The sequence below is a fragment of the Campylobacter concisus genome (assembly GCF_003048555.1).
Classification (GTDB): Bacteria; Campylobacterota; Campylobacteria; order Campylobacterales; family Campylobacteraceae; genus Campylobacter_A; species Campylobacter_A concisus_AO.
In genome coordinates this window covers 1-22,865 of record NZ_PIRR01000011.1, presented here as the reverse complement: position 1 = coordinate 22,865, position 22,865 = coordinate 1, and the positions used below count along the sequence as shown (strand labels likewise).

Sequence of the window (22,865 nt, the reverse complement as noted above, 5' to 3'; positions counted from 1 at the left end):
TTTCCTTTATGCTATTTTCTTATCGTGCTTTATTAAAATTGGCTTTGCCTTATCTTTTACAGTCTCTTTTGAGATAACAATATCATACTCTTTTAACTCTGGTAGCTCATACATTATGTCTGTCATAAGCTCTTCCATTATACTTCTAAGCCCTCTTGCTCCGGTCTTTCTCTCAATAGCTAGACTTGCTATCTCTTCAAGCGCTTCATCATCAAATTTAAGCGTAGCACCGTCAATCGCACAAAGCTTTTGATATTGTTTTAATATCGCATTTTTTGGCTCGGTTAAAATTTTAACCATATCTTCTTTTGTTATCTCGTTCAAAGTAGCTACTACGTGAAGTCTACCAATAAGCTCTGGGATGAGGCCATATCTTACTAGATCGTCTGGCTCAAGCAGGCTTAGTAAATTTTCTTTTTCATTTTTACCACGTTTTTCTTGGTTAAATCCAAGTACATTTTTACCAACTCTTCTCTCAATAATATCAAGAAGTCCGTCAAATGCACCACCACAAACGAATAAAATATTTGTCGTATCTATCTGGATGAAGTCTTGGTTTGGATGTTTTCTGCCGCCTTTTGGTGGGATGTTCACGACGCTTCCTTCGATGATCTTTAAAAGCGCTTGCTGTACGCCTTCGCCTGAAACGTCTCTTGTGATGCTTCTATTTTCACTCATTCTAGCGATCTTATCGATCTCATCGACAAAGACGATGCCTTGCTCCGCCTTTTTAACATCACCATTTGCAGCTTGCAAGAGCCTTGTTAGGATATTTTCAACGTCCTCGCCGACATATCCAGCCTCAGTTAGGCTTGTGGCATCACAAATTGCGATAGGCACATCAAGAAATCTTGCCAAAGTCTGAGCCATCAACGTCTTTCCGCTTCCAGTTGGACCAACAAGCAAGATGTTTGATTTTGAAATTTCAGTATCGTCTTTGATGTCGCTTTGTTTAAAAATTCTCTTATAGTGGTTATATACGCCGACGCTAAAGACCTTTTTAGCCCTATCTTGACCGATCACATAGTTATCAAGTACAGCTTTTAGCTCCTTTGGTGTGAGCTTTTGATACTCTATCGTTTCGTCATTTTTACTCTCTTCTACACTAGTATCTCCATGTATCATATCGTATGCAGCAGCGATACAATACTCGCATATATAGGCATTTCCTTCGATATCAGCGAGTAATCTTCTCTCAGCAGACTCTGCCTCTCCACAAAAATTACACTTTCTAGCCATTAATCTCTTCCTTTTGCAAGCGGAATTCCTCTTGTCGTTTCTAATATAAATTTACACATTTTTTTAACATTTTCATCGCTGGTTTTAGCGATTAGCTCATTTGCCTGATCTTTTAGGCTAATGCCTTGATTAAACAAAAATTTATAAGCGCGAACTAGCTCCTCAACTTGCTCTTTATCAAATCTACGCCTAATGCCGACCAAATTTAAGCTTCTTATATAAGCTCTGTTGCCCTCAGCTAGGCAAAATGGCACTACATCTTGGCTAAGCGCGCTTGCACCTGCAATCATGCAGCTCTCGCCAACTCTAACAAACTGATGAATAGGCGTAAGACCGCCCACAACAGCGTAATCGCCAAGCTCGACATGGCCTGCTAGAGTTGCGTTATTTGCCAAAATGACGTTGCTGCCTATTATGCAGTCGTGTGCAATGTGAGAATATGCCATTATAAAAGCATTATCACCGATCCTTGTTATACCATCGCCTTTGTGCGTGCCTGAGTTTATCGTGCAAAACTCACGTATAGTTGCGTGCTCGCCGATAATTACCCCGGTATCAATCTCATCTTTATAGCTGATATCTTGCGGGATATCGCCCACGATCGCGTAGCTAAATACACGAGAGTTATCGCCGATCCTCGTCTTGCCAAGCACCCTTGCGCCTTGCTTTATCGTGACGTTGTTGCCAAGGACCGCATCTTTACTTACAAACGCATAAGCCTCGATATTTGCGTCATCTCCAATGATCGCTCCATCTTCTATAACGGCTGTTTGGTGGATATTTTTCATTGTATCTCTTTGTCTTAAAGCCTATTTATCGACTATCATCGCTTTTAGTTCAGCCTCAGCGCAAAGTGCGTCATCTACATATGCCTTGCCTTCAAGCACCCAGATATTTCCTTTGTGTTTTAGCACGTTTAGTCTATACTCTAGTCTATCTCCAGGGCGGACTGGATGGCGAAATTTTGCTCCGTCTATGCTCATAAAATAGACCACTTTGTTCTCGATACCAGCTTGATGCTCATCACTCATACTCTTAAACGCTAGCACGCCACCAGCTTGCGCCATGCCTTCTATTATCATAACGCCAGGATATATTGGATGGCCTGGGAAGTGCCCCTGAAATATCGGTTCGCCAATGGTTACATTTTTGTAAGCGACGATGTTTTTTGCAGGCTCTAGCTCGACAACTCTATCTATAAGTAAAAATGGGAATCTATGTGGGAGAATTTTTTGAATTTCTACGACATCTATCACGTTTTAGCCTTAGTAATGTAAATTTCTGGCGATTGTAACAAATTTATACTAAGAAAAAAATTATTAGCCTCTTTTAAAAATCTCTAAATTTCGCCTTATGTGGCAAAAATTTAATTCACCGCTTTAAGATAAATTTTATAAACTCACCTTTTAGCCTAAAACCAAAATTTCTTCACTATCGTTATAAAAAACAGCCTTTGCGTAAATTTCGTAGCTACCCTTTTTGATCTCATCTAAGATAATGATAGGATTTTGTGAAAATTCCCCGCTTATATCACGGCGAAATTTCATCTCAGCGTCAAGCTCGAGCGGCCTTTTGCAAAGCTCATCAATGCTTTTAAATTTGCTATTTGTAAATTTATTGAAGCACTCTATGCTCATAAATATCGCGCCCTCTTTTAGCTCATCGTCCATCTCGCAGTCGCGCTCTATATTTAGCTTTAAATTTTCTCTTTTAAAGCCAGAGTAGAGCACAAAGTAGCTCGGTGTCATATGACCTTCAAATTTTACGTAAGCGCGTAAAAGCCTGTAGTTTAAAAATCGCCTTCTAAAAAGGTGAAATTTCTCACCTCTCGCCTCGCACTCGCGCACCTTTTTGTAAAGCTCAAGCCTAGCCTCAATGCTGCCATAAAGCGCTCTTGCGTGTAGCTCGCTCATAAGCTCACTTTGTGGTAAATTTTGCGAGTCGCGCTGCTTTTTTAGTGCAAAGACGCAGCCGCAGTAATTTTGGTGATAGAGCTTATCTTTTTTAGCTAGGATGAACTGCTCGCTTGTGCCGCCATTTTTTCTATAATCAACCGCAACCGCCTCTAAATTTGAGCCAGCCACTGCCTCATCAAGTGCCTTTTTAAGCTGAGAAAAGTCCTTTTTTGGGCTCATCAAAAGTGTCGTCGTGATCTTACCAAGTCCTAGCTCAAGTGCTTTTTTAGCGGAGTCTTTCATGCGAAAGTCAAAGCAATATTCGCACCTTTTGCCCTTTTCTGGCTCATCTTCAAGTCCTTTTGTGCCACCAAGCCACGCCTCATAGTCGTATTGTCCACATATTAGCTCGATGTCTAGCTTCTCGCAGCTTCGCTTCACGTCCTCAAAACGCAGTAAAAATTCGCTATATGGATGTATGTTTGGGTCATAAAAATAGCCTACTATTCGTTCATTTGGATGATCTTTTCGTAGGCGCTGTAAAAAGTAGTGGCTATCGACCGAGCAGCAGATGTGAACTAGCAAAATTTAACCTTTTTTGCTCGCATTATATCAAAGATTATTTTTATAAATTTTTGCAGCATCAAGGTATTTTTTAAGGACACTTTGACTCACAAGATCATCAAATTTACCCCACGCCACCTGCTTGCCAGCCTCGATTATTAGCACTTTTTGCGCTATTTTCATCGCACTTAAAATATCGTGTGTGATAAAGATGATACTGATCTTTTCATCTAAGCTTAAAAGCAAATTTATGATCTTTTGCTTTGTCTCGTTATCAAGCCCGCTTGTTATCTCATCGCAGATTAAGACTTTTGGTTTTGAGAGCAGTGCCAGCAGTATCCCGATCCTTGTCGCCTCGCCGCCACTTAGCTGAGATGGGAATTTTTCTAAAATTTCATCTTTTAAATTTAAATTAGCTAAAAGCTCTTTAAGCTCATTTTCGCTAAAGCTAAGCTTAAGATATGACCTCACGTGGGCGATGGCTGTTTTTACTTTTAGCGCTGGATTTAGGGCTTGTTTTTGGTTTTGCAAGATATATCTGATATCTTTTTTTAGCTCATTTTTGTCTGTGATCTCTTTATTATTTATATAAATTTTGCCCCCGCTTTTTGGCTCGCTAAATGATATGAGCTTTGCAAGCGTGCTTTTGCCACTGCCACTTTGCCCCAAAATAGCTAAATTTTCGCCATCATCAAGCTCGCAACTTATCCCCTCCAAAAGATGCAGCACTTCAGCTCTAGCGTTAAAATGCTCCTTAAAGCTTAAACTTTTTGATACATTTTCAAGCCTGATTTTCACGCATTTTCCTTTAAATTTAGCCGCCCATCTCTCATCTGCCAAATTTCATCACTAAGATAGTTTGTCAGCGCCTCATCGTGCGAGATAAAGATGACGCTCATCTTGCCCTTTAAGCTCTCTAAGATGCCAGCCACGTGGCTACCGCTAATGCTATCAAGCCCGCTTGTTATCTCGTCGCAGATTAAAATTTTTGGCTTCAAGCAAAGCGCAAGAGCGATCTGCACACGGCTCGCCTCGCCACCACTTAGCTCGTATGAGTATTTGTGCCAGATGAGATTGGCATTACCCAGCCCAAACTCCCTAAAATAAGCAAAAGCAAGCTCTTTATTTGTTTTATTATCGCCACCAAGATATGCGTTAAAGTGATCGCCCACGTTTAAGAGTGGATGAAGGCTTGCAACTGAGTTTTGAAAGATAAGTGCAGCGACCTTCTTTCGGTGCTCTTTTAGCTCATTTTGGCTAAGTTTTAAGATATCTTTTTTATAAATGCTAAATTTATCCGCCCTCACTCTAAAATCATCATCAAAAAGCCTTATTAAGCTCTTTGCAAAGAGCGATTTGCCACTGCCACTTGCACCTGTGATACCTATAAATTTACCCTCACTCATAGCAAAATCAAGCTCACGCAAAAGCTTCTTATCCTTATAAGAAACGTTTAAATTTTTAATCTCTATCATATTTTTATATTGCCGTTTTTTGAATTTGACGTGATGATCGAGGTTGCAAGGATGAGCAAAAAGAGCGTCAAGCCAGGGAAAAGCACCATCCACCAAGAGCCAAGAAAAAGCGCCTCTTTGCTCTCATTTAGCATGATGCCAAGGCTTATTTTATTAGCGTCACTACCCACGCCAAAAAAGCCAAGCGTAGCCTCCATGACGACAGCGTTTATCGCATTTATGCCAAAGATACTAACTATTAGATGCTTTAAATTTGGCAAAATTTCAAAGCAGATAAGGCTAAATTTACTAGCTCCATTTATCACAGCTTGCTCGGCGTAGTCGCATTTTTTACTAAGTCTTAAATTTTGCATAAAAACTTTTGCGCCTTGCATAAACGAGCAAATAGCGATGATAAAAGATGTTATAAGCAGATCTCCGCTACTAAATGAGCTAAAAAGCATGATAAAAACGATGTTTGGTATGCTTAAAAAGGCATCAAGCCCCTTATCAAAGAGGCTCTCACAAACTCTGCTCCTACTCGTGCCAAAATATGCGTAGATGAGCGAGAAAAGCGTCGTTAAAAAGCCAGCTAGCAGTAAGATAAGAAGCGAGTTTTTAAGCGCGTAGGCCACTCTTATGAGATTGTCTCTACCAAGGATGTCAGTTCCAAAGATATGCTCGCTACTTGGGGCTAAATTTACCGCCATAAAGTTAGTGAAATTTGGCTCAAATTTAGAAAAAAATGGCGTCACAAAGGCAAATGTGACAAGTGCTAAAAAGACAAAACAGGCTAAGGAAAATATGACTTTTCTCATAAATTTCTCTTATCTGCTAATATGGCAAAAATTTTAGCCAGTAAATTTGCAAAAACGACAAAAACAGCCGTTAGTAAAATGGTCGCAAGTGCGACTGGATAGTCTTTGGCGATCACCGCATCAAGGCCAAGCTTGCCTATTCCTGGAAATGAAAAAATGCTCTCAATGACATATGAGCCAGCAAAAACGCCAGCCACAAGAGTGGCGAAATAATAGACTATATCGGTGCTTGCGTGTTTTATCGCAAAGAGATAAATTTTGCCTCGTCCCAAACCTCTAGCGTGAGCCGTCTGGATAAAGTCAGTGTTTAGGCTTTGATTTAGCCTGTCTCTTACAAATTTTACGTTTGCGCCAAGGTGTGGCAAGATGATGGCAAGCGTTGGCAAGATGATAAATTTAGCCCCTACTCCGCTAGAGCCTAGCTCGTTTGCGCCTGAACTTGGCAGCAAATTTAGATAGACGCTAAAGATCGCTATAAGCACGAGAGCTACGTAAAAATGAGGGAGCGAGGCAAGCAAAAACGAGCTAAAATTTATAAAGATATCGGCAAATTTATTCTTATAAATGGCGCTTAAAAGCCCTAAAAAAAATGATAAAAAAGCTATCAGAAAAAACGAAGCAAAAAACAAAATAATCGAGTTTAAAAGTCTCTCTTTAATGAGTAAAAAAGCGCTTGCCCCGCTTACAAAACTAGTGCCAAAGTCGCCTGTGATAAAGCCACCAAGCCACCTAAAATACTGCACGAAAAAGTTATCTTTTAGCCCTAAATTTTTTAAAATTTGCTCTTTTATGGCGAAATTTATCGCTTCACTCCTTGAAAACATCGCGTCAGTGACATTTCCTGGCAAAAAGTATATGAGTAAAAATAGAAAAAACGAGATAAAAAACAGCAATCCAAGATTTGAGATCGCTGTTTTTAAAATGGCTCTAAACAAAGTTTTTATCCACTATTTTACTTGCCACTCTCTTATGTTCCATAAAAATCCAGCCCCATGATGACCTAAAATTTGTGTCTTGATGCCTGAAATTTTGTTATTAAACACAAGTGGATAGTCAAGATAGGCTATAAAAATGTAAGGTGGATTTTCATAAAGTGCTTTTAGAAATTCTTTATAGTGCTTTTTCCTAAGCTCCACATCCTTTGTATATCTTGCATTTTTTAGGGCAAGATCGACGTTTGCATCTTTGTAGTGGCTAAAGTTCCAGCCATTTTCATTTACGCTCACATCGGCAAATCCGCCAAAAATTCTATATGTGTGAAAGTCTGGATCAAATGGGCTTCCCCAGCCGATGATAAAGCTATCAACCTCGCTTATACTAAAGGCTGTTCTTGGCTTTGCGTAGGCTTTGGCTTTTACACCAAATTTATTTAGCTCACTGCTTAAAATTTTGGCTAGATTGACCCTTAAGATGTCGTTATTAAAGGCGTAGATATCAAAGCCAAGTTCCTTGCCGTCCTTTTCAAAAAAACCAGCCTTATTTTTCTTAAAGCCACTCTTTTCAAGTAGCTCTTTTGCCTTTTGCGGATCGTAGCTAAATTTAAACTCGCCGTCGTTTGCAAAGCTTTTTTCTATCGGGTTGTTCGCTACGCTTGCATATCCGTGAAATAAATTTTTAACTATCTCATCTTTATTTACCGCGTAGTTTAGGGCTATCCTTACATTTTTATCTTGAAAAAGAGGATCATTAAAGTTAAACATCAAAGCTCTATAGTCTGCACTTTTAAATTTAAGCAGGCTTAATTTTTTATCATCTTTTATGAAATTTACGCCGGTTGGAGAGATGAGCGCGACATCGATCTCACCACTTTTAAGCCCAACGAGTCTTAAATTTTCATCACCAACAATTTTAAAAAATACCCTTTTTATCTTTGGCTCGCCCTTGTAAAATTTCTCATTTGCCACAAATTCCAAGCTCTCATCTTTTTTCCACTTTACAAGCTTGTATGCGCCAGTTCCTACTGGAGCCTCGTTAAATTTATCGGTTGAGATATCTTTGCCTTTTAAAATGTGCTCAGGCAAAACGCCAAAGCTAAGCGCGTCAAGAAATGGCGGAAACGGCTCATTAAGCGTAATCTTTACTTTATAATCCCCTAAAATTTCAACGCTTTTTACGACTTCATAATTTGAGATAGCAGGCGCGTTTAGCTTCTTATCTTGAGCCGCTTCAATAGTAAATTTAACATCCTTTGCGCTAAATTTCACCCCGTCATGCCAAAAAGCATCATCTCTTAGCTCAAAAACATACTCCAGTCCATCATCGCTCACCTGCCAAGACTTAGCAAGCTCAGGCACGATGTTGCTATTCTCATCGTGGCTCGTAAGACCAGAGAACACTAGCGAAAGCGTAGGATCGTGATCCTCGTCGTAAAGTGGATTTATACGAGGTGTTTGCTCCTCAATAGCTATTACGACTTTACTCTCATTTGCGTAAAGGTAAACGCCAAATAACAAGAAAAATGCAAGTAAAATTCTCTTCACATTATCCCCTTTTTTTGAAATATTTGTAAAATGGTAATACGAATTTTATAAAAGTATTATTAACTAAAATGTAAATTTAAACGTCTAAAAATTTAGAAATTTCTAACTAGAATTTAACCTTATTTAAAGTAAAATCAAAGTTTATTTTAGATCACTTCAAGGTAAAAATTTAAATGAATAAAAATAAAAAAACAGCACTTATTTCAGCCATCTGCGTAGTTTCACTTTTAGTTATTTATACTCTTCTTGGATTTTTTGGAGTACCTTATGGCATTAAACATATCGCTCCAAAATATCTAAAAGACTACAATGCAACGCTTTTTGTGGAAAGTGCTAAATTTAATCCTTTTACCTTCGAGCTAAATGCGACAAACGCTGAGCTAAACAGCACTTCGCCACTTTTTAGCACAAAGCAAATTGACGTCAAGCTAAAGCCATTTTCTATCTTTAAAAAATTAGTTGAAGTTGATATTTTTAGGCTTCAAGAGCCAAATGTCAAAATTTTACGAGATAAAAATTCAAAATTTAACTTTAGTAATTTTATAAGCGACGATAATGCAACTACCGAAGATAACAGCACTAGCTCTATAAATTTTGCCCTAAATAACGCAAAAATCATCAAAGGCTCATTTTCATATAGTGATCAAAATTTAACAAAGCCATTTAACGTAAATTTTGACGATATAAACTACGAGCTAAGCTCGCTAAATACGAAGAAAAATAGTGCAGGCAGCCATATCTTTGACGCAAACTCGACTCTAGCACACAAGATCGATCTAAATGGCGATATCAAGCTAAATCCCCTAAAAATCGAGGGCAATATCAGCATAAAGGATTTTAGTATCGATCCAGTCGCGATTAGCTTTATCGATAACGACACACTAAATCTTAAAAATGCGGTCATAAATTTAGGAATAAATTACGCTTTAATTGCCGACGAGAACGCTACAAATATAAATTTAAAGGATAGCTTTTTAAATGTAAAATCACTAAGCATAGATGAGTGTAAAAACGAACTAAGTCTTGGTGAACTAGAGCTTCCAAAATTTGATTTATCAAGCAAAATAGCAGACAAGATAGATGCTAAATTAGAGTTAAATGCCATAAATTTAAGCGATGTGTCATTTAAAAATGCAATAACAGCAAGCTTAAAATCACTAAATTTAAGCAATATTTCGCTTTTAGCAAATTTAAATGAAAAAAGTGAGCTAAATGCAACAGCTACACTAAATAGCATAAATGCAAACGCCCTAAAAATAGACGAAACCAGTAAAAATTTAGTAAATCTAAAAGATATAAATGCCTCAAATTTAAATGCAAATTTAGCAAATAACAAAACAGCTCTCACGCTTGAAAAAATAGCGTTTGATGACATCAATGCCCCGCTTAGTAAAAATGCAAATGCAAATGTGGCAGGGGTTAAAATCTCAAACATTAGCTTCGCTCAAGATACCAATAAAAGCCTTGCAACTCTTGATGAGATTAGTATAAATGGCATAAATTTAAAGGCAAAAAATAAAGAGGTTTTAGATATCGCTGATGTGCTTACAAAAACGATCAAATTTGATATTTTAAATATGGCTTTGAATGCTGAGAATATCGATGTAAATAGACCAAAATTTAACTCGGAGTTAAATGGTAGTGGATTAAGCGCGATAAGCCAGCTTGGACTTGGTGAGCATGGGCCAGTAAAAACGACCAATCACCGCACTAAAACTAAAAAAGAGAATACACCAGCTTCAAAAAACAAAGAAAATGAGTTTAAATTTGACATAAAAAATATCAATGTAAATAATGCCAATATCGCTTTGACGCATCTTTTTGAAGGCGAGAAAATCGCTCATAAATTTGATAATTTGTTTGTAAAAATAGCAAATTTAAGTAGCGATTTTGGTAAGCCATTTGACGCAAAAGTGGATATGAAAAGCTCGCAAAAGCTAAATTTAGACCTAACTTCAAAGATCAAACTTGAACCAATTAATATAACTGCTAAAATCAAACTTGAAGATAAAAATTTGCCAAAATATTTTGCCTACGCAAAGCCGTTTTTAGAAGCAGATCTTGCTAGTGGAGAGATGAGTGCTGATGCCGAGCTACACTACGCAAAAGATGCCAAAGCAAACGCAAAAATCAGTATAAAAAATATAGCTTTAAACGACAAAGACCGCGAAAAGCTTTTTGCATTTAAAAGCTTGAATATAGATAAAATTTTATTTTTCAAAAACGACCTAGAACTATCTGGCGTAAGCTTAAACTCGCCTTTTATTAAAGCTCATCTAAGCAAAGAGCGAGAATTTAACCTAAGCAAAATCGTAAAAGAAGATAAAAACAAAGCTCAAAGCGAGCAAAAATCTGAGAGCAAAAAGGTAGCTAGTAAAAAAGACGATGAACTAAATTTCAGTATTAAAAATTTCTCACTCAACAACGGCGAAGTTGATTTCTCAGACGTGTCTTTATTTATGCCGTTTGCCACAAGGATATCAAAGCTAAATGGAAAGCTTACTGATATTGATAAAAAACGTCCAAGCTCTGGAGAATTTCAAGGCGTAGTCGGCAAAAATGGCTTCTCTAAGATCACAGCAAAATTGTTTCCGTTTGAGATAAGGCAAAATACCAATATCAAGCTTGACTTTAAAGATATCGATCTAATCGACGTAACACCTTATAGTGGGCAATTTCTAGGCTATAAAATAGAAAAAGGTAAGCTAAATTTAAATCTAAGTTATAGCGTTATCGACTCAAAACTAGATGGCTCAAATCTTATAAATTTTGACTCTCTTACACTTGGAGAAAAAGTTGACTCAAAAGATGCCGTAAATTTACCGCTATCGCTTGCCATTTCTATTTTAAGCGATGAAAATAACCAGATAAACATCGATCTTCCGGTTGAGGGAAATTTAAATGATCCTGACTTTAAATATGGTGGCGTTGTCTGGGCCGCGGTAAAGAAGCTATTTGCCGACATTACGCTCGCTCCGTTTAGGTTTTTAGGAAATGCTCTAGGACTTGGTAGCAAGGATCTGAGCTCTATTGATTTTCTTGCTGGAAGTAGCGAGTTGATAAGCTCAGAAGCGGCCAAAATAGATGATTTTATAAAGATAACATCCGAAAAACCAAAGATGAAACTTAGCATCACGCCAACTTATTCTGAAATAGATGTACTCTACTTTAAAGAAAAAAAGCTCGATCAAAAGATAAATCAAATGATCGCAATTAGTGGCAAAGACTACATAGCAGTGCTAAACTCACTCGCACCAAAAGCAAAAGACAGAAGTGACAAGACTTTAAGAGAAGAAGCGCTAAAAGGCATCGAGGTCGATAAAGAAAAACTTGTAGAGCTTGCAAATGAGCGTGCAAAAGCCATAAAAGAGGCGCTTATCAAAGCTGGGCTTGACGCTAGCAGGATAAGCATCAAAGAGCCAACCAGCAATGATCCTAAGCAAAACACCTACACAAGCGTGCTAATGGGAGTGGCGAACTAAATTTCATTTATCTCGCTACTTCTTGCATTGTAAACAAACCAGCTAAGAAGCATGAGCATCATAAATGCACCAAAAACGAGACTCGCGTAAAAGTATAGGTCAAAGTCCATACCTAGCAAACTAGCATTATGAAGGGCGATCATAACACCAGTTAGACTGGTGAGATAGCCTACGAGCTTTATGATAAAAATTTTTGGATTTATAAGGATGAGTAAAAGACCGCAAAGCATGACTCCAAGGGCTATTTGTAAATTTAAAACGTCAGCTTGAGCGCTTGAGCCAAGTGTTAAAAAACCGAGCAAAAATGCGACCAGCACCATCAAAACAGCGTAAACTGCCCTGCTTCGTCCAAAGCCATACATAAAGCAAACAAAGCCTTTATTGTGTTTGTTGTAGTCCATTTTTCGCTCCCAGTAACAAGTTTTTGTATTTTAATGCCAAATTCTTAAATAAAGGCTTTAATCTGAAATTTCACTCAAATTAGCTAATATTTCACATCTTAAAAAGGAGCGAAAATGCCTTATGTAAATATAAAAATAGCAGGCCCAGAGCCTACAAAAGAGCAAAAAGATCAAGTTTATAAAGAAGTAACAGATACGCTTGTCAGGGTACTTGGCAAGAAAAAAGAGTCAGTTATGATATTTTTAGAGACTCACGACGCTGGCAACATAGGCGTGGGTGGCGAGAGTATAGAAAATAAGAGAAAGGGAACAAAATGAGCGAATTTAGCAAAGCAGACCTAGAAAGAAAAATCACACTAAACGCAGGCGACACGGCACCAGCCTTTGAAGCGTTAAATCAAGATGGCGTAAAGGTCGCATTAAAAGACTTTATAGGTAAAAATGTAGTACTTTACTTCTATCCAAAAGATAACACGCCAGGCTGCACGACTGAAGCTTGTGAATTTAGTGCAAACTACGATGAATTTATAAAAAATGACACTGTTATCATCGGCATTAGTCCAGATAGCGTCAAGTCTCATGTGGGCTTTATCGCCAAGCAAAATTTAAAACACATCCTCTTAAGCGACGAAGATAAAGAAATTTCAAAGCTTTATGGAGTTTGGCAAGTTAAGAAAAACTACGGCAAAGAGTATCTTGGCATAGCTAGAAGCACATTTGTGATCGGTAAAGACGGTAAGATATTAAAAATTTATAAAAGCGTAAAAGCAAAAGATCATGCCGCTAAAGTACTAGCCGATCTAGTAAAATAAGGGGTATAAATGAAATTTATAAAAATGCTAATTTTAAGTGCGTTTTTTGCGCTAAATTTATCAGCGCTAACCGAAGGCGTAGAGTATCAAACTCTAGCAAAGCCTCTTAACGTACCTAAAAACTCGGTCGTCAAGGTATTTAGCTACGACTGCACACACTGCTATCAGTTTGATCGCTCGATCACAAGAAAGCTAATGGCAAAGCTTGATGGGGTTAAATTTATGCCATATCACCTAAGCACTAAAGGCAAGCTTGGCGAGAGCGCGAGTAAGATTTTTGCCGCTCTTATCTCTATAGACGAAGTAAATGGGACGGATCTGCTAAGTGACGAGTCTAAATTTAAGCAGGCTAAATTTGCTATCTATAAAGCTAGGCACGATAAAAACGATGATTTTAGCAATGGCAAGGACAAGGATAGATTTTTAAATTTAGCCCTCGAAGCAGCTCACGTGAGCAAGGACGACTACGAAAAAGCACTAAATAGCGAAAGAGCAAAAGAGCTTTTAGACGCATGGTTCGCCTCTTATGATGTGGCAAGTATCAGCGGTGTGCCAGCTTTTGTAGTAAGCGGCAAATACTTAATAAACTTAAGCGCAGCTTCATCAATCGATGAGATGGCAAAGATCATACAAGAGCTTTTAGATAAGTAGTTTTGGCGGGTAATATCTGCAAATTTTGGTCTTAGAAATGTAAATTTAAAGCAATTTTAGATAAACTCAGATCAAAATTTCTAAGAAAAAAGAAAGGTTTAACAATGAATGCTTCAGAATTTATCTGGATGGATGGAAAATTAGTTAAATGGGACGATGCAAAAGTACACGTTCTAACTCACTCTTTGCACTACGCTAATGCCGTATTTGAGGGTACAAGAGCTTATAAAACAAAAAAAGGTCTAGCTATTTTTAGACTCCAAGATCACACAAAAAGGCTTTTAAGATCAGCAAAAATGACTGTTTTAAATGTACCTTACACCGAGGAAGAGCTTGAAAAAGCGCAAATAGAGCTTCTTCGCGCAAACAAATATGACGGCAATGTTTATATTCGCCCACTTATCTTTTTAGGATACGGCGTAATGGGCGTAGCTCACACAAAAGCACCAGTGCAAACCGCTATCGCCTCATGGGAATGGGGTGCTTATCTTGGCGATGAAGGCCTAGAAAAAGGTATCAGAGTTAAAATTTCAAGCTTTGCCAAACTTGCACCTGCTGCCCAAATGAATAGAGCAAAAGCTAGCTCAAACTACCTAAGCTCACAAATGGCAAACTACGAGGCAAAAGAGGCTGGATACGACGAGGCGCTACTTCTTGATAGCGAAGGCTTTGTGGCTGAGGGTCCAGGCGAGTGCTTCTTTATCGTTGAAAATGGCGTTTTAATCACTCCACCAAATGACAACAGCCTACTTAGCATTACTCAAGATACAGTCATAAGACTTGCTCACGATCTTGACATTGAAGTAAGAAGAGAGCGCATCACAAGAGATCAGGCTTACACAGCTGACGAGGCATTTTTCACAGGCACAGCAGCTGAAGTAACGCCGATAAATAGCATAGATAACCGAATCATTGGTAATGGTGCTAGAGGCGAAGTGACAAGGAGACTACAAAAAGCTTATTTTGACGTAGTTTATGGTCTAAACAAAAAGTATGAATCATTTTTAACATATATTTAAAAATTTAAAGGAACGAAATGCCCGCTGATTTAAACGATTATTTCAATAAAAAAAAGCCAGGTAATGACAACAGAGGCTCTAGTCAAAATAGCGACAAAGAGCCGCCTTTCAAAAAGGACTTTAAAATGCCAAATTTACCAAGTGGCTTTGGTAAATTTGGAGCACTTGCCTACATTGTAATTGCAATTATTGCTATTTTTGCTATCACTCAGCCATTTAAAGTGATTCACTCAGGCGAAGTTGGTATTAAGTCTACAGCAGGTAAATACGAGCCAAATCCTTTGCAACCAGGCTTTCACTTCTTTTTACCTTTTATCCAAGACATCATCATCGTGGACACCAGAGTTAGGATCATAAACTATACTTCTGGCGAGGATATGGGCGAATCAATGCAAAAATCATATCAAGGCGTTGGCGCTGGAATTTTACGTAAAAATTCTATTTCAGTACTTGATGCTAGAAATTTACCAGTTAGCATTGATATTACTGTGCAATACCGTTTAAATCCAGAAAATGCCCCTCAAACTATTGCCTCTTGGGGTCTTAGCTGGGAGAGCAAGATAGTTGATCCTGTCGTTCGTGACGTAGTTCGTAGTATCGCTGGTAAATACACAGCAGAAGAGCTTCCAACAAAGAGAAACGATCTAGCAAGACAAATCGATGATGGCATAAGAAAAGACATCGACTCTCAGCCAAATAAGCCAGTTGAGCTTTTAACAGTGCAGCTTCGTGAGATCATCTTGCCTTCAAAGGTAAAAGAGCAGATCGAGCGCGTCCAAATCGCTAAACAAGAAGCCGAAAGAACAAAATATGAAGTAGAAAGAGCAAATCAAGAAGCCTTAAAACAAGCCGCACTTGCTGAAGGTACCGCTAAAGCTGCGATTATTGAAGCAAAAGGTAAGGCTGATGCCATTAAAATCGAGGCTGACGCAACTGCGTATGCGAACAAAGAGGTCGCAAAAAGTGTCGATCAAAATCTACTAAATTTAAAGCAGATCGAGACGCAAAACAAATTTAACGAGGCTCTAAAAGAAAACAAAGATGCTAAAATTTTCTTAACACCTGGTGGGGCTGTGCCAAACATCTGGCTAGATGCAAAAGATAAAGCAAGGGCTAGCTCAGTAAGCGAGAGATAAAAATGAATAGCGTAACAAAAAGTATAGACTGGCAAAAGGTTGGTGGATTGCTTCCAGTAGTGGTTTGCGATCATGCCACAAATGAAGTTTTAATGCTTGCTTACATGAACGAAGAAGCATTAAATTTAAGTCTATCTAGCCGTTACGCTCACTACTTTTCACGCACCAAAAATAAAATTTGGAAAAAAGGCGAAGAAAGTGGCAACACTCAGGAGATAAAGGCTGCTTTTTTAGACTGCGATAACGATACTTTGCTTTTAAAAGTGATTCAAAACGGAGGCGCTGCTTGTCACACTGGAGCAAGGTCGTGCTTTTTTAATGAGATAAATTTGCATGACGGCAAAATTTTAGATACAAAAGTTGAAGTCAAAAAAATAAATTATGGTGTGCTTGATGAGCTTTACCATGTGATAGAAGATAGAAAGCTAAATGCTAACCCTGAGACTTCATATGTGGCAAGTCTTTTTAAAAAAGGCGAAAATCAAATTTTAAAGAAAGTTGGCGAAGAGGCTGGCGAATTTATAATGGCCGCAAAGGATCTTAGTTTCGCAGAAAACTCAAAGCAAAATGAGCAAAAAGCAAAAGATGATCTGATCTATGAAGCAGCCGATCTTTGCTTTCATGCGCTTGTGGCACTTTCAGCCCATAATATCCATCCAGATGCTGTAAAAAACGAACTTGCAAGACGTTTTGACATAAGCGGCATTGAAGAGAAAAGATCGCGAGATGTTAAATAGCATCAAGCACGACTTACTTTTTGTATTACAAAATGCAAAGCTCATTGACTTTCTAACCTATGGCTGGATATTTTTAGCTTTTATATTAATCATACTTGTGGGAATTTTTATCGCCATAAAATCATGGTGGCAAATGGGATTTTTGTTTATACTAGCTGGATTTTTCGGTTTTTTTGCTGCCAACTACTACGCTAGTAAATACATAAATGAAAATTTAAGACCAGTTAGCATAAGCAAAATAACCACCAAACAGCTTCAATATGTCGATGCACTAATGGTTGATTTTAATATTACAAATAATTCAAATAATGTACTTAGTATCTGCAAAATCGAACTTGACTTCTATCTAAGCTCAAGACAAAATACGAAAGACTTTTTTAACTCACTTAATCCATTTGCTAGAAAAAGAATCATCTTAAACGAGGAATTTTTACCAAAGCAAAGCATTGAGGTTAAAGAATTTGTCAATGATTTCGCATTTATAGACTACAATATCTCTAAAAAAGTGGAGTGTTTTTGATGAGCTCAGCATATTTTACGATCGTTCATATTATCGTTCTTTTTGCGATTGCTCTGCTTTCTATTTTATTTCTTGTTCTCTCACTTAGAGCTGAGCGAAAGTTATTTTTATCACTATTTTTTACAAACATTCTAGTCTCAACCACACTTGCTGTTTTTTTGATGCTAGTGCTTGATAAATATACAAAAAAAGGCATGCTTGAAAATGTAAAAAGTGAGCGAATTTTACGAAATGAGAGTATCGTTTTTAAAGGGCAAGTGAGAAATATCGGTAAATTTACAATTAGCAACTGCACACTGACAGTCAAACTAATCAATCAACCGCTAAATAAAAATGACCTTGGCGGTGAAGCATTTTTTAAGCCAAGTGGGCTTTCATTTTTCTCATGGGTTCTTGGCACAGATAAGGACGAGAGGCCAAATACAGTTGAATATAAATTTGATGTAGCCAAAAATTTACCAAAGCAAAAAAGCACACCATTTACCGTATATATGCCATATCCGCCTTACTTTAAAAATGGCATAAATATCACAAAACTAAATTGCTACTAAGTCAAATTTAAAGCAAATTTTCACAAATTTCATAGGATAAAACGCTAAGTATTAGTTTGATTTTAGAGTAAATCTTATCTTTTTTAGTATCTGAGATGAATACTAATTTTTAAGATAAAGATTTAAAAAGTACAAAGTATATCAAGTAGCCTTCCCAATTTTTGTAGGTCATTTAAAAAGAGCTGCTTTGTCTTTTGTGTAAATTCTTTTGCTTCCTCTAGGATTTTAATCTCAGCTATATTATAAACAAACTCTTTTTTTAGGATCTTTGCGCCTTTTTTATAAAAGAAATTTGCCTCTATTAAGCTTGCAAAAAAGCTATCATCTCTTAAATAGTAGTTTGTTGCTACATTTACATGCACTGGCTTTTGTAACAAAAAATCACCGCAAACACTATTTTTTGAGCTAAATTTAACACTCTCAAGCACATCAGGCCTTATCTCATAAAATTTTATCTCATTAGCTTTTTTTAAAGCCAGAATATCACTTGATTTATTTAAATTTATAGAGTTGTTATTTACTTCAAGTACGTTTATAGTACCCTTTGCAAGCGAATAAGCATTTAAAATTTTATCTTCTGCTAAAAAATTTACTACACCAAAAAATGGCACACTAGCATTTTGTTCTGCGAAATTTTGAACGGTTTTTATTTGTAGCTGCTGTTTTGTGCCATTTATCTCATAGTAGCTTACGTAAATATAAATTTCATCTTTTTTGCTTGGACTCTTTTGTGAGCAACCACTAAAAAATATTGCAACAAGCAAAAAAATGGCTAAATTTTTCACTTTATGAAATAGTCACCATCAAAGCTTACAAGCGAATATTTTCGCTCATTGCCGATACTTTCTTTAAGTTCATCTATGCTTAAAAATTCTAAGCTATCTGCACCGATATATTCTCTTACTTCTTCTGCATTTTTTTTAGAGCTTATTAACTCTTCAAAGCTTGGCGTATCGATACCATATCGCTCAGGGTATTTAAGCTCAGGACAAGCGACTCTAAAATGAATCTCTTTAGCGCCCGCATGTCTTAAAAGATCAACCACCTTTTTTGAAGTAGTACCGCGAACGATACTATCATCGATAACAACGATACTTTTACCTTTTAGAACCGATGACATCGGATTAAGTTTTAGCTTAACTTTTAAATTTCTCATCTCTTGGCTTGGCTCGATGAAGGTTCTACCCACATAGTGGTTTCTAGTGATAGCTAGCTCAAATGGGATTTTGCTCTCATTTGCGTACCCAAGCGCTGCTGGTACTCCGCTATCTGGTACAGGTACGACGAAATCTGCTTTAATCTTGCTCTTTTTAGCTAGTACTTCACCCATTTTTTTTCTAACTTCATAGACGCTTTTACCTTCTATCACGCTATCTGGGCGAGCAAAATAGATATATTCAAATGCGCATATTCTAGGATCTGGCTCATAAATTTGAATGCTTTGAAACTCACTTTTTCCATGTTCAAAAACTATCATCTCACCAGGCCTAATATCTCTTATAAAGCTAGCCCCCACAAGATCAAAAGCGCAAGTCTCGCTAGCTACGATATATCCACCATCTTTTAGCTTGCCAAGGCTTAGTGGCCTAACACCCCAGCGATCTCTTATGGCAAAGGTTTTATGACGTGACTGGATAAGCAGACAATAAGCACCTTTTATCTTATCAAGTGCTGCAATAATACGGTCCTGCAAGTGTTCGCTATGGTTTCTTGCGATTAGATGGATGATATTTTCAGTATCCATATTTGTCTGAAATATCGCACCATCCTTAATAAGCTCATCTCTAACCTCATCTTTATTTACCAAATTTCCATTATGGACGATTGAAATTTGTCCCAAAGAGTAATTAGCGGCTATTGGCTGGGCATCACGACCTGAGTTTTTACCAGCAGTTGCATAACGGTTGTGACCGATCGCCATATCGCCTTTTAGTGATCTTAAAATTTCTTCATTAAAGACCTCTGTAACTAGGCCATTACCCTTGTGAGTAGAAATTTCTCCGTCATCACAAACACTAATGCCGCTTGCCTCTTGGCCGCGATGCTGCATAGAAAATAACGCATAATAGGCAGTCTTTGCTGCATCTTTAGAATTTATAATACCAACTATTGCACACATTTTTTTCCTTTAGTTTTCATCATCTTTGTAAATTTCAAGAACATTTTTGTAGTTAAACTTGATCTCATCGCCAACATTTAAACAGCCTTTTGTAAATGGTTCATTATCTAAAATGCCGGTAAATTCGCCGTTATTTGTCTTGCTAACGACCACCCACATGCGCTCAACCTGAGCAAATTCATCATCTTCAAATCTAAATATAAGCTTTACTATATCGCCAGCTCTTAAATTTTGACGCTTTTCACGCTCAGGCAGGTAGAATTTATCACCAAATTCTAGTTTGTAACTCTCTACATCATCAAGCTCAAATTTAATCATCAAGCCCTAAGCTATCGTCTATCGAGTATAGGCCACTATTTTGATCTTTTAGCCAAATGGCAGCCTTGATCGCACCTTTTGAAAAGGTCGCTCTACTAGTTGCCGTGTGGTTTAGCTCGATAAATTCGCCGTCATTATAAAAGCCAACCGTGTGACGACCGACTACATCTCCACCACGAAGCGCCATGACTGCGATCTCGTCTTTGCTCCTAGCCCCTACCATGCCAGCTCTGCCAGTTACTAAAACATCTTTTAAATTTAGATCCCTTGCCTCTGCCACGCAGCCCGCCAAGGTCATCGCAGTGCCGCTTGGAGCGTCCTTTTTGTGTCTGTGGTGCTGCTCGACGATCTCTATATCAAATTCTCTTAAAACTTTCGAAGCTATCCTTGCAATTCTATTTAACACTGCTACGCCTAGACTCATGTTTGTTGCGTAAAGAATAGGCATAGCTCCAGATGCTAGATGGAGTAAGTTTTTATCTTCGTCATCTAGCCCGGTCGTACCTATAACTAGTGGTTTTGGGTTGGTTCTAGCGTAGTTTAGCAGTGCTACGGTCGCCTCTTTTTGGCTAAAGTCGATGATGACGTCGCACGCTTCAAAAAATTTAGCAAAGTCGTTTGTCAAAAGTTCGCTATTTAAATTTTCAACCTGATTTTTTTGGCTAAAAGCAATGCTTAAAGTGGCATCTTTTTCATCTTTTAAACAAGAAATGATACTTTGAGCCATCTTTCCGCTAGCGCCGTAAAGGCCTATTCTTACCAAAATTTATCCTTTGATTTTTGATTGAAATTTAACATAAATTTTATTATAGATAGATTACAAATAGGCTTTAAAAAATGCGTATAAAATCAAAAATTTGATAGAAAAAGAAGAAAAATTTAGCCAAAAATTTGGCTAAATTTAAGGATTAATGTAAGTTTTCAATGTAGCTCATAGCGCTAAGTGCTGCTACTGCACCATCAGCTGCGGCTACAACTACTTGTTTTGGAGCGTCTTCTCTGATATCACCTGCCACAAAAAGTCCTTTTAGGCTAGTTTGCATCTTTAGATCGGTCTTGACCTGTCCACCATCGACCATATCGCAGATAAATTTGCCGTTTTCGTCTTTTAAAATTTCGTTATTTACGTTTAGTCCTACAAAGGTAAAAATTCCCGGCACATCAAGCACACGCTCGCCATTTTTGGTATCAAGCACGATCTTTGTGAGACCCATTTTATCGCCAAGCGCCTCTTTTATCGTTGCACTTGTTATAAATTCGATCTTTTCATTTTTTCTAGCTTTTTCAACCGTAGTTGGCGCCGCTCTAAATTCGTCACGTCTATGGATAAGATAGACTTTTGAGCAGATATTTGCTAGATAAAGTGCTTCTTCAACAGCTGTGTCACCACCGCCAAGAACAGCCACTTCTTTGTTTTTGTAAAAAAAGCCATCGCATGTTGCGCATGTACTAACGCCTTTGCCAAAGAATTCATCCTCACCCTTAAAACCAGCACGTCTTGGGGTTGAACCAGTCGCTACGATTACGGCCTTTGCCTGCTCGCTCTTGCCACCTTCTAGTAAAACTTCAAAGCTGCCGTCGCTATTTTTTCTAACGCCAACAACATTTGCCCATTTGTGAACTAGACCAAATGCGCTACACTGCTTCCACCAAGTGCTCATAAAGTCAAAGCCACTCTCGCCAGGTGCTTTTTGGCCTGGGTAGTTTTCTATCTCTGAGCTCGAGGTGATCTGACCGCCAGGCTCGCCTTTTTCAAACATTGCAACATTTTTTAATCCGCCTCTAGTGGCGTAAAGTCCGGCGCTTAGTCCTGCTGGACCGCCTCCGATAATTGCTAAATCAAGCATAAATTTCCTTTATTCTAAAACATTTATGGGCGAATTTTGTTTATAAATCTCGCCCTTTTGATGAACTATCTCAACACTACTTGGAAGCTTTGTAATGCTTAAATTTTGTATTAGCTCCAAGACCGTATTAATATCTGAGCTTATATATTTTAGTGTTGAGTTTGACTCATATCTTTTTTGAAAGATATCGATTGCCACAACTTTTTCATTTTTGATTGGTAAAATTTTGTCTAATTTTGATTGATTTGAGCTAAAGATTAAAAGCGTGTATTTTGGCTCTTTTGGAGTGAAAATTTCGCTTTTTTCGTAGAAAACTAGCTTCGCAAAATCAACAAATTTATATTGTGAAAAACGATAGTTGCTATACGCAAATGCAGCTGCTATCATAGCTGCACCAAAAAATGAACCAAATATATATGTAAGAGGAAGTAGACTTCCTCTTCTTTTTTCGCTCATTAAAGAAGCGAATTTAGTTTGTCAGTTAGGGCTTGTTTTGACTGTGCACCGACCATTTGTTCAACTAGCTCGCCATTTTTGAAAAATAGCAATGTTGGGATCGATCTGATGCCAAACTCAACTGCAAGATCTTGCACTTCGTCAGTATTTACCTTGCAAATTTTTGCTTTGCCATCAAAGTCTTCAGCAAGCTCTTCGATCACTGGAGCTAGCATACGGCAAGGTCCGCACCATGGAGCCCAAAAGTCTACTAAAGCAACGCCCTCTTTTGTAACATCAAAATTTTCTTTTGTAAGTTCGATGTATTTTCCCTTTTTTTCTCCTTATTTTTTAAAATGTTGCAATTATACAAATCAAATTTAAATT

The 22,865-nt window shown here is 37.8% G+C and carries 26 protein-coding genes; 9 read left to right on the top strand and 17 right to left on the bottom strand.

Features of this window, described 5'->3' with window-relative positions; all coding sequences use genetic code 11:
* Positions 1 to 6 precede the first annotated feature (6 nt).
* The 9 genes from clpX to CVS92_RS03135 all read right to left on the bottom strand — a co-directional run bounded on the left by clpX (position 7) and on the right by CVS92_RS03135 (position 8,450).
* Entirely contained in the window at positions 7 to 1,239 is a 1,233-nt protein-coding gene (gene clpX, locus CVS92_RS03175; protein ID WP_021090629.1) for an ATP-dependent Clp protease ATP-binding subunit ClpX, read from the bottom strand.
* Entirely contained in the window at positions 1,239 to 2,027 is a 789-nt protein-coding gene (gene lpxA, locus CVS92_RS03170) for an acyl-ACP--UDP-N-acetylglucosamine O-acyltransferase (protein ID WP_021091018.1), read from the bottom strand. The genes clpX and lpxA overlap by 1 nt, the downstream gene beginning before the upstream one ends.
* A gap of 21 nt (positions 2,028 to 2,048) precedes the next feature.
* Positions 2,049 to 2,495 carry a 3-hydroxyacyl-ACP dehydratase FabZ gene (fabZ, locus tag CVS92_RS03165; protein WP_021091063.1) on the bottom strand — a complete coding sequence of 149 codons (447 nt, stop codon included), beginning with the start codon at positions 2,493 to 2,495 and terminating at the stop codon, positions 2,049 to 2,051.
* A gap of 150 nt (positions 2,496 to 2,645) precedes the next feature.
* Positions 2,646 to 3,719, bottom strand: coding sequence for an epoxyqueuosine reductase QueH (locus CVS92_RS03160; protein WP_107788488.1), 1,074 nt, complete (start codon positions 3,717 to 3,719; stop codon positions 2,646 to 2,648).
* 27 nt (positions 3,720 to 3,746) lie between these two features.
* Positions 3,747 to 4,496 (bottom strand): ATP-binding cassette domain-containing protein, encoded by a 750-nt coding sequence (locus tag CVS92_RS03155; protein WP_107788487.1) that lies wholly within the window; start codon positions 4,494 to 4,496, stop codon positions 3,747 to 3,749.
* Entirely contained in the window at positions 4,493 to 5,173 is a 681-nt protein-coding gene (locus tag CVS92_RS03150; RefSeq protein WP_107788486.1) for an ATP-binding cassette domain-containing protein, read from the bottom strand. The genes CVS92_RS03155 and CVS92_RS03150 overlap by 4 nt, the downstream gene beginning before the upstream one ends.
* The gene (locus tag CVS92_RS03145; protein WP_107788485.1) at positions 5,170 to 5,970 is read right to left on the bottom strand and encodes an ABC transporter permease; all 801 of its coding nucleotides are present in this window, start codon (positions 5,968 to 5,970) and stop codon (positions 5,170 to 5,172) included. Before CVS92_RS03145 ends, CVS92_RS03150 begins: the two co-directional genes overlap by 4 nt.
* Positions 5,967 to 6,905, bottom strand: coding sequence for an ABC transporter permease (locus CVS92_RS03140; RefSeq protein ID WP_107788484.1), 939 nt, complete (start codon positions 6,903 to 6,905; stop codon positions 5,967 to 5,969). Before CVS92_RS03140 ends, CVS92_RS03145 begins: the two co-directional genes overlap by 4 nt.
* 12 nt (positions 6,906 to 6,917) lie before the next feature.
* Positions 6,918 to 8,450 (bottom strand): ABC transporter substrate-binding protein, encoded by a 1,533-nt coding sequence (locus CVS92_RS03135; protein ID WP_107788483.1) that lies wholly within the window; start codon positions 8,448 to 8,450, stop codon positions 6,918 to 6,920.
* 173 nt (positions 8,451 to 8,623) lie between these two features.
* Between CVS92_RS03135 and CVS92_RS03130 the strand changes: the two genes are divergently transcribed.
* Complete coding sequence (locus CVS92_RS03130) at positions 8,624 to 11,932, top strand: DUF748 domain-containing protein (RefSeq protein WP_107788482.1); 3,309 nt, start codon at positions 8,624 to 8,626, stop codon at positions 11,930 to 11,932.
* Here CVS92_RS03130 and CVS92_RS03125 read toward each other — a convergent pair.
* Complete coding sequence (locus CVS92_RS03125; protein WP_107788481.1) at positions 11,929 to 12,333, bottom strand: hypothetical protein; 405 nt, start codon at positions 12,331 to 12,333, stop codon at positions 11,929 to 11,931. The two genes, CVS92_RS03130 and CVS92_RS03125, sit on opposite strands and share 4 nt — an antisense overlap.
* Positions 12,334 to 12,447: 114 nt before the next feature.
* Between CVS92_RS03125 and CVS92_RS03120 the strand changes: the two genes are divergently transcribed.
* From CVS92_RS03120 to CVS92_RS03085, 8 genes are all read left to right on the top strand, one after another.
* Positions 12,448 to 12,651, top strand: coding sequence for a tautomerase family protein (locus tag CVS92_RS03120; RefSeq protein ID WP_107788480.1), 204 nt, complete (start codon positions 12,448 to 12,450; stop codon positions 12,649 to 12,651).
* A complete protein-coding gene (bcp, locus tag CVS92_RS03115; protein ID WP_107788479.1) occupies positions 12,648 to 13,145 on the top strand; it encodes a thioredoxin-dependent thiol peroxidase in 498 nt (165 codons plus the stop codon). The genes CVS92_RS03120 and bcp overlap by 4 nt, the downstream gene beginning before the upstream one ends.
* 9 nt (positions 13,146 to 13,154) lie before the next feature.
* A complete protein-coding gene (locus CVS92_RS03110; protein WP_107788478.1) occupies positions 13,155 to 13,796 on the top strand; it encodes a thiol:disulfide interchange protein DsbA/DsbL in 642 nt (213 codons plus the stop codon).
* Positions 13,797 to 13,900: 104 nt separating this feature from the next.
* Entirely contained in the window at positions 13,901 to 14,815 is a 915-nt protein-coding gene (locus CVS92_RS03105; RefSeq protein ID WP_107788477.1) for a branched-chain amino acid transaminase, read from the top strand.
* Between the two features lie 17 nt (positions 14,816 to 14,832).
* On the top strand, positions 14,833 to 15,951 hold the full coding sequence (locus CVS92_RS03100) for a prohibitin family protein (protein WP_021090685.1): 1,119 nt from the start codon (positions 14,833 to 14,835) through the stop codon (positions 15,949 to 15,951).
* 2 nt (positions 15,952 to 15,953) lie between these two features.
* Positions 15,954 to 16,688 (top strand): bifunctional phosphoribosyl-AMP cyclohydrolase/phosphoribosyl-ATP diphosphatase HisIE, encoded by a 735-nt coding sequence (gene hisIE / locus CVS92_RS03095; protein ID WP_107788476.1) that lies wholly within the window; start codon positions 15,954 to 15,956, stop codon positions 16,686 to 16,688.
* Positions 16,678 to 17,208: a DUF2393 family protein gene (locus CVS92_RS03090; RefSeq protein ID WP_107788475.1), complete on the top strand. Its 531-nt coding sequence runs from the start codon at positions 16,678 to 16,680 to the stop codon at positions 17,206 to 17,208. The genes hisIE and CVS92_RS03090 overlap by 11 nt, the downstream gene beginning before the upstream one ends.
* Positions 17,208 to 17,759 (top strand): DUF2393 family protein, encoded by a 552-nt coding sequence (locus CVS92_RS03085; RefSeq protein WP_107686204.1) that lies wholly within the window; start codon positions 17,208 to 17,210, stop codon positions 17,757 to 17,759. The genes CVS92_RS03090 and CVS92_RS03085 overlap by 1 nt, the downstream gene beginning before the upstream one ends.
* A gap of 122 nt (positions 17,760 to 17,881) precedes the next feature.
* On the opposite strand, the gene CVS92_RS03080 is transcribed toward CVS92_RS03085, so the two are convergent.
* The 7 genes from CVS92_RS03080 to trxA form a co-directional block, all read right to left on the bottom strand.
* Positions 17,882 to 18,544, bottom strand: coding sequence for a hypothetical protein (locus tag CVS92_RS03080; RefSeq protein WP_107788474.1), 663 nt, complete (start codon positions 18,542 to 18,544; stop codon positions 17,882 to 17,884).
* A complete protein-coding gene (gene purF / locus CVS92_RS03075) occupies positions 18,541 to 19,878 on the bottom strand; it encodes an amidophosphoribosyltransferase (RefSeq protein WP_072593956.1) in 1,338 nt (445 codons plus the stop codon). Before purF ends, CVS92_RS03080 begins: the two co-directional genes overlap by 4 nt.
* 9 nt (positions 19,879 to 19,887) lie before the next feature.
* Entirely contained in the window at positions 19,888 to 20,196 is a 309-nt protein-coding gene (locus CVS92_RS03070) for a DUF2314 domain-containing protein (RefSeq protein WP_107788473.1), read from the bottom strand.
* A complete protein-coding gene (gene dapB, locus CVS92_RS03065) occupies positions 20,189 to 20,959 on the bottom strand; it encodes a 4-hydroxy-tetrahydrodipicolinate reductase (protein WP_107788472.1) in 771 nt (256 codons plus the stop codon). The genes CVS92_RS03070 and dapB overlap by 8 nt, the downstream gene beginning before the upstream one ends.
* Positions 20,960 to 21,104: 145 nt before the next feature.
* Positions 21,105 to 22,043 (bottom strand): NAD(P)/FAD-dependent oxidoreductase, encoded by a 939-nt coding sequence (locus tag CVS92_RS03060; RefSeq protein ID WP_107788471.1) that lies wholly within the window; start codon positions 22,041 to 22,043, stop codon positions 21,105 to 21,107.
* Positions 22,044 to 22,052: 9 nt separating this feature from the next.
* On the bottom strand, positions 22,053 to 22,499 hold the full coding sequence (locus CVS92_RS03055; protein ID WP_107788470.1) for a hypothetical protein: 447 nt from the start codon (positions 22,497 to 22,499) through the stop codon (positions 22,053 to 22,055).
* Complete coding sequence (gene trxA / locus CVS92_RS03050; protein WP_107788469.1) at positions 22,499 to 22,801, bottom strand: thioredoxin; 303 nt, start codon at positions 22,799 to 22,801, stop codon at positions 22,499 to 22,501. Before trxA ends, CVS92_RS03055 begins: the two co-directional genes overlap by 1 nt.
* Positions 22,802 to 22,865: the final 64 nt, after the last annotated feature.

Excerpts from the sequence above, each read along its gene's own strand:
- CVS92_RS03150 (WP_107788486.1), bottom strand. The coding sequence starts at position 5,173 with ATGATAGAGATTAAAAATTTAAACGTTTCTTATAAGGATAAGAAGCTT.
- CVS92_RS03090 (WP_107788475.1), top strand. The coding sequence starts at position 16,678 with ATGTTAAATAGCATCAAGCACGACTTACTTTTTGTATTACAAAATGCA.
- CVS92_RS03145 (WP_107788485.1), bottom strand. The coding sequence starts at position 5,970 with ATGAGAAAAGTCATATTTTCCTTAGCCTGTTTTGTCTTTTTAGCACTT.
- clpX (WP_021090629.1), bottom strand. The coding sequence starts at position 1,239 with ATGGCTAGAAAGTGTAATTTTTGTGGAGAGGCAGAGTCTGCTGAGAGA.
- CVS92_RS03130 (WP_107788482.1), top strand. The coding sequence starts at position 8,624 with ATGAATAAAAATAAAAAAACAGCACTTATTTCAGCCATCTGCGTAGTT.
- CVS92_RS03105 (WP_107788477.1), top strand. The coding sequence starts at position 13,901 with ATGAATGCTTCAGAATTTATCTGGATGGATGGAAAATTAGTTAAATGG.
- hisIE (WP_107788476.1), top strand. The coding sequence starts at position 15,954 with ATGAATAGCGTAACAAAAAGTATAGACTGGCAAAAGGTTGGTGGATTG.
- CVS92_RS03060 (WP_107788471.1), bottom strand. The coding sequence starts at position 22,043 with ATGCTTGATTTAGCAATTATCGGAGGCGGTCCAGCAGGACTAAGCGCC.
- bcp (WP_107788479.1), top strand. The coding sequence starts at position 12,648 with ATGAGCGAATTTAGCAAAGCAGACCTAGAAAGAAAAATCACACTAAAC.
- purF (WP_072593956.1), bottom strand. The coding sequence starts at position 19,878 with ATGTGTGCAATAGTTGGTATTATAAATTCTAAAGATGCAGCAAAGACT.
- lpxA (WP_021091018.1), bottom strand. The coding sequence starts at position 2,027 with ATGAAAAATATCCACCAAACAGCCGTTATAGAAGATGGAGCGATCATT.
- CVS92_RS03125 (WP_107788481.1), bottom strand. The coding sequence starts at position 12,333 with ATGGACTACAACAAACACAATAAAGGCTTTGTTTGCTTTATGTATGGC.
- CVS92_RS03120 (WP_107788480.1), top strand. The coding sequence starts at position 12,448 with ATGCCTTATGTAAATATAAAAATAGCAGGCCCAGAGCCTACAAAAGAG.
- CVS92_RS03100 (WP_021090685.1), top strand. The coding sequence starts at position 14,833 with ATGCCCGCTGATTTAAACGATTATTTCAATAAAAAAAAGCCAGGTAAT.
- CVS92_RS03070 (WP_107788473.1), bottom strand. The coding sequence starts at position 20,196 with ATGATTAAATTTGAGCTTGATGATGTAGAGAGTTACAAACTAGAATTT.
- CVS92_RS03110 (WP_107788478.1), top strand. The coding sequence starts at position 13,155 with ATGAAATTTATAAAAATGCTAATTTTAAGTGCGTTTTTTGCGCTAAAT.
- CVS92_RS03055 (WP_107788470.1), bottom strand. The coding sequence starts at position 22,499 with ATGAGCGAAAAAAGAAGAGGAAGTCTACTTCCTCTTACATATATATTT.
- CVS92_RS03085 (WP_107686204.1), top strand. The coding sequence starts at position 17,208 with ATGAGCTCAGCATATTTTACGATCGTTCATATTATCGTTCTTTTTGCG.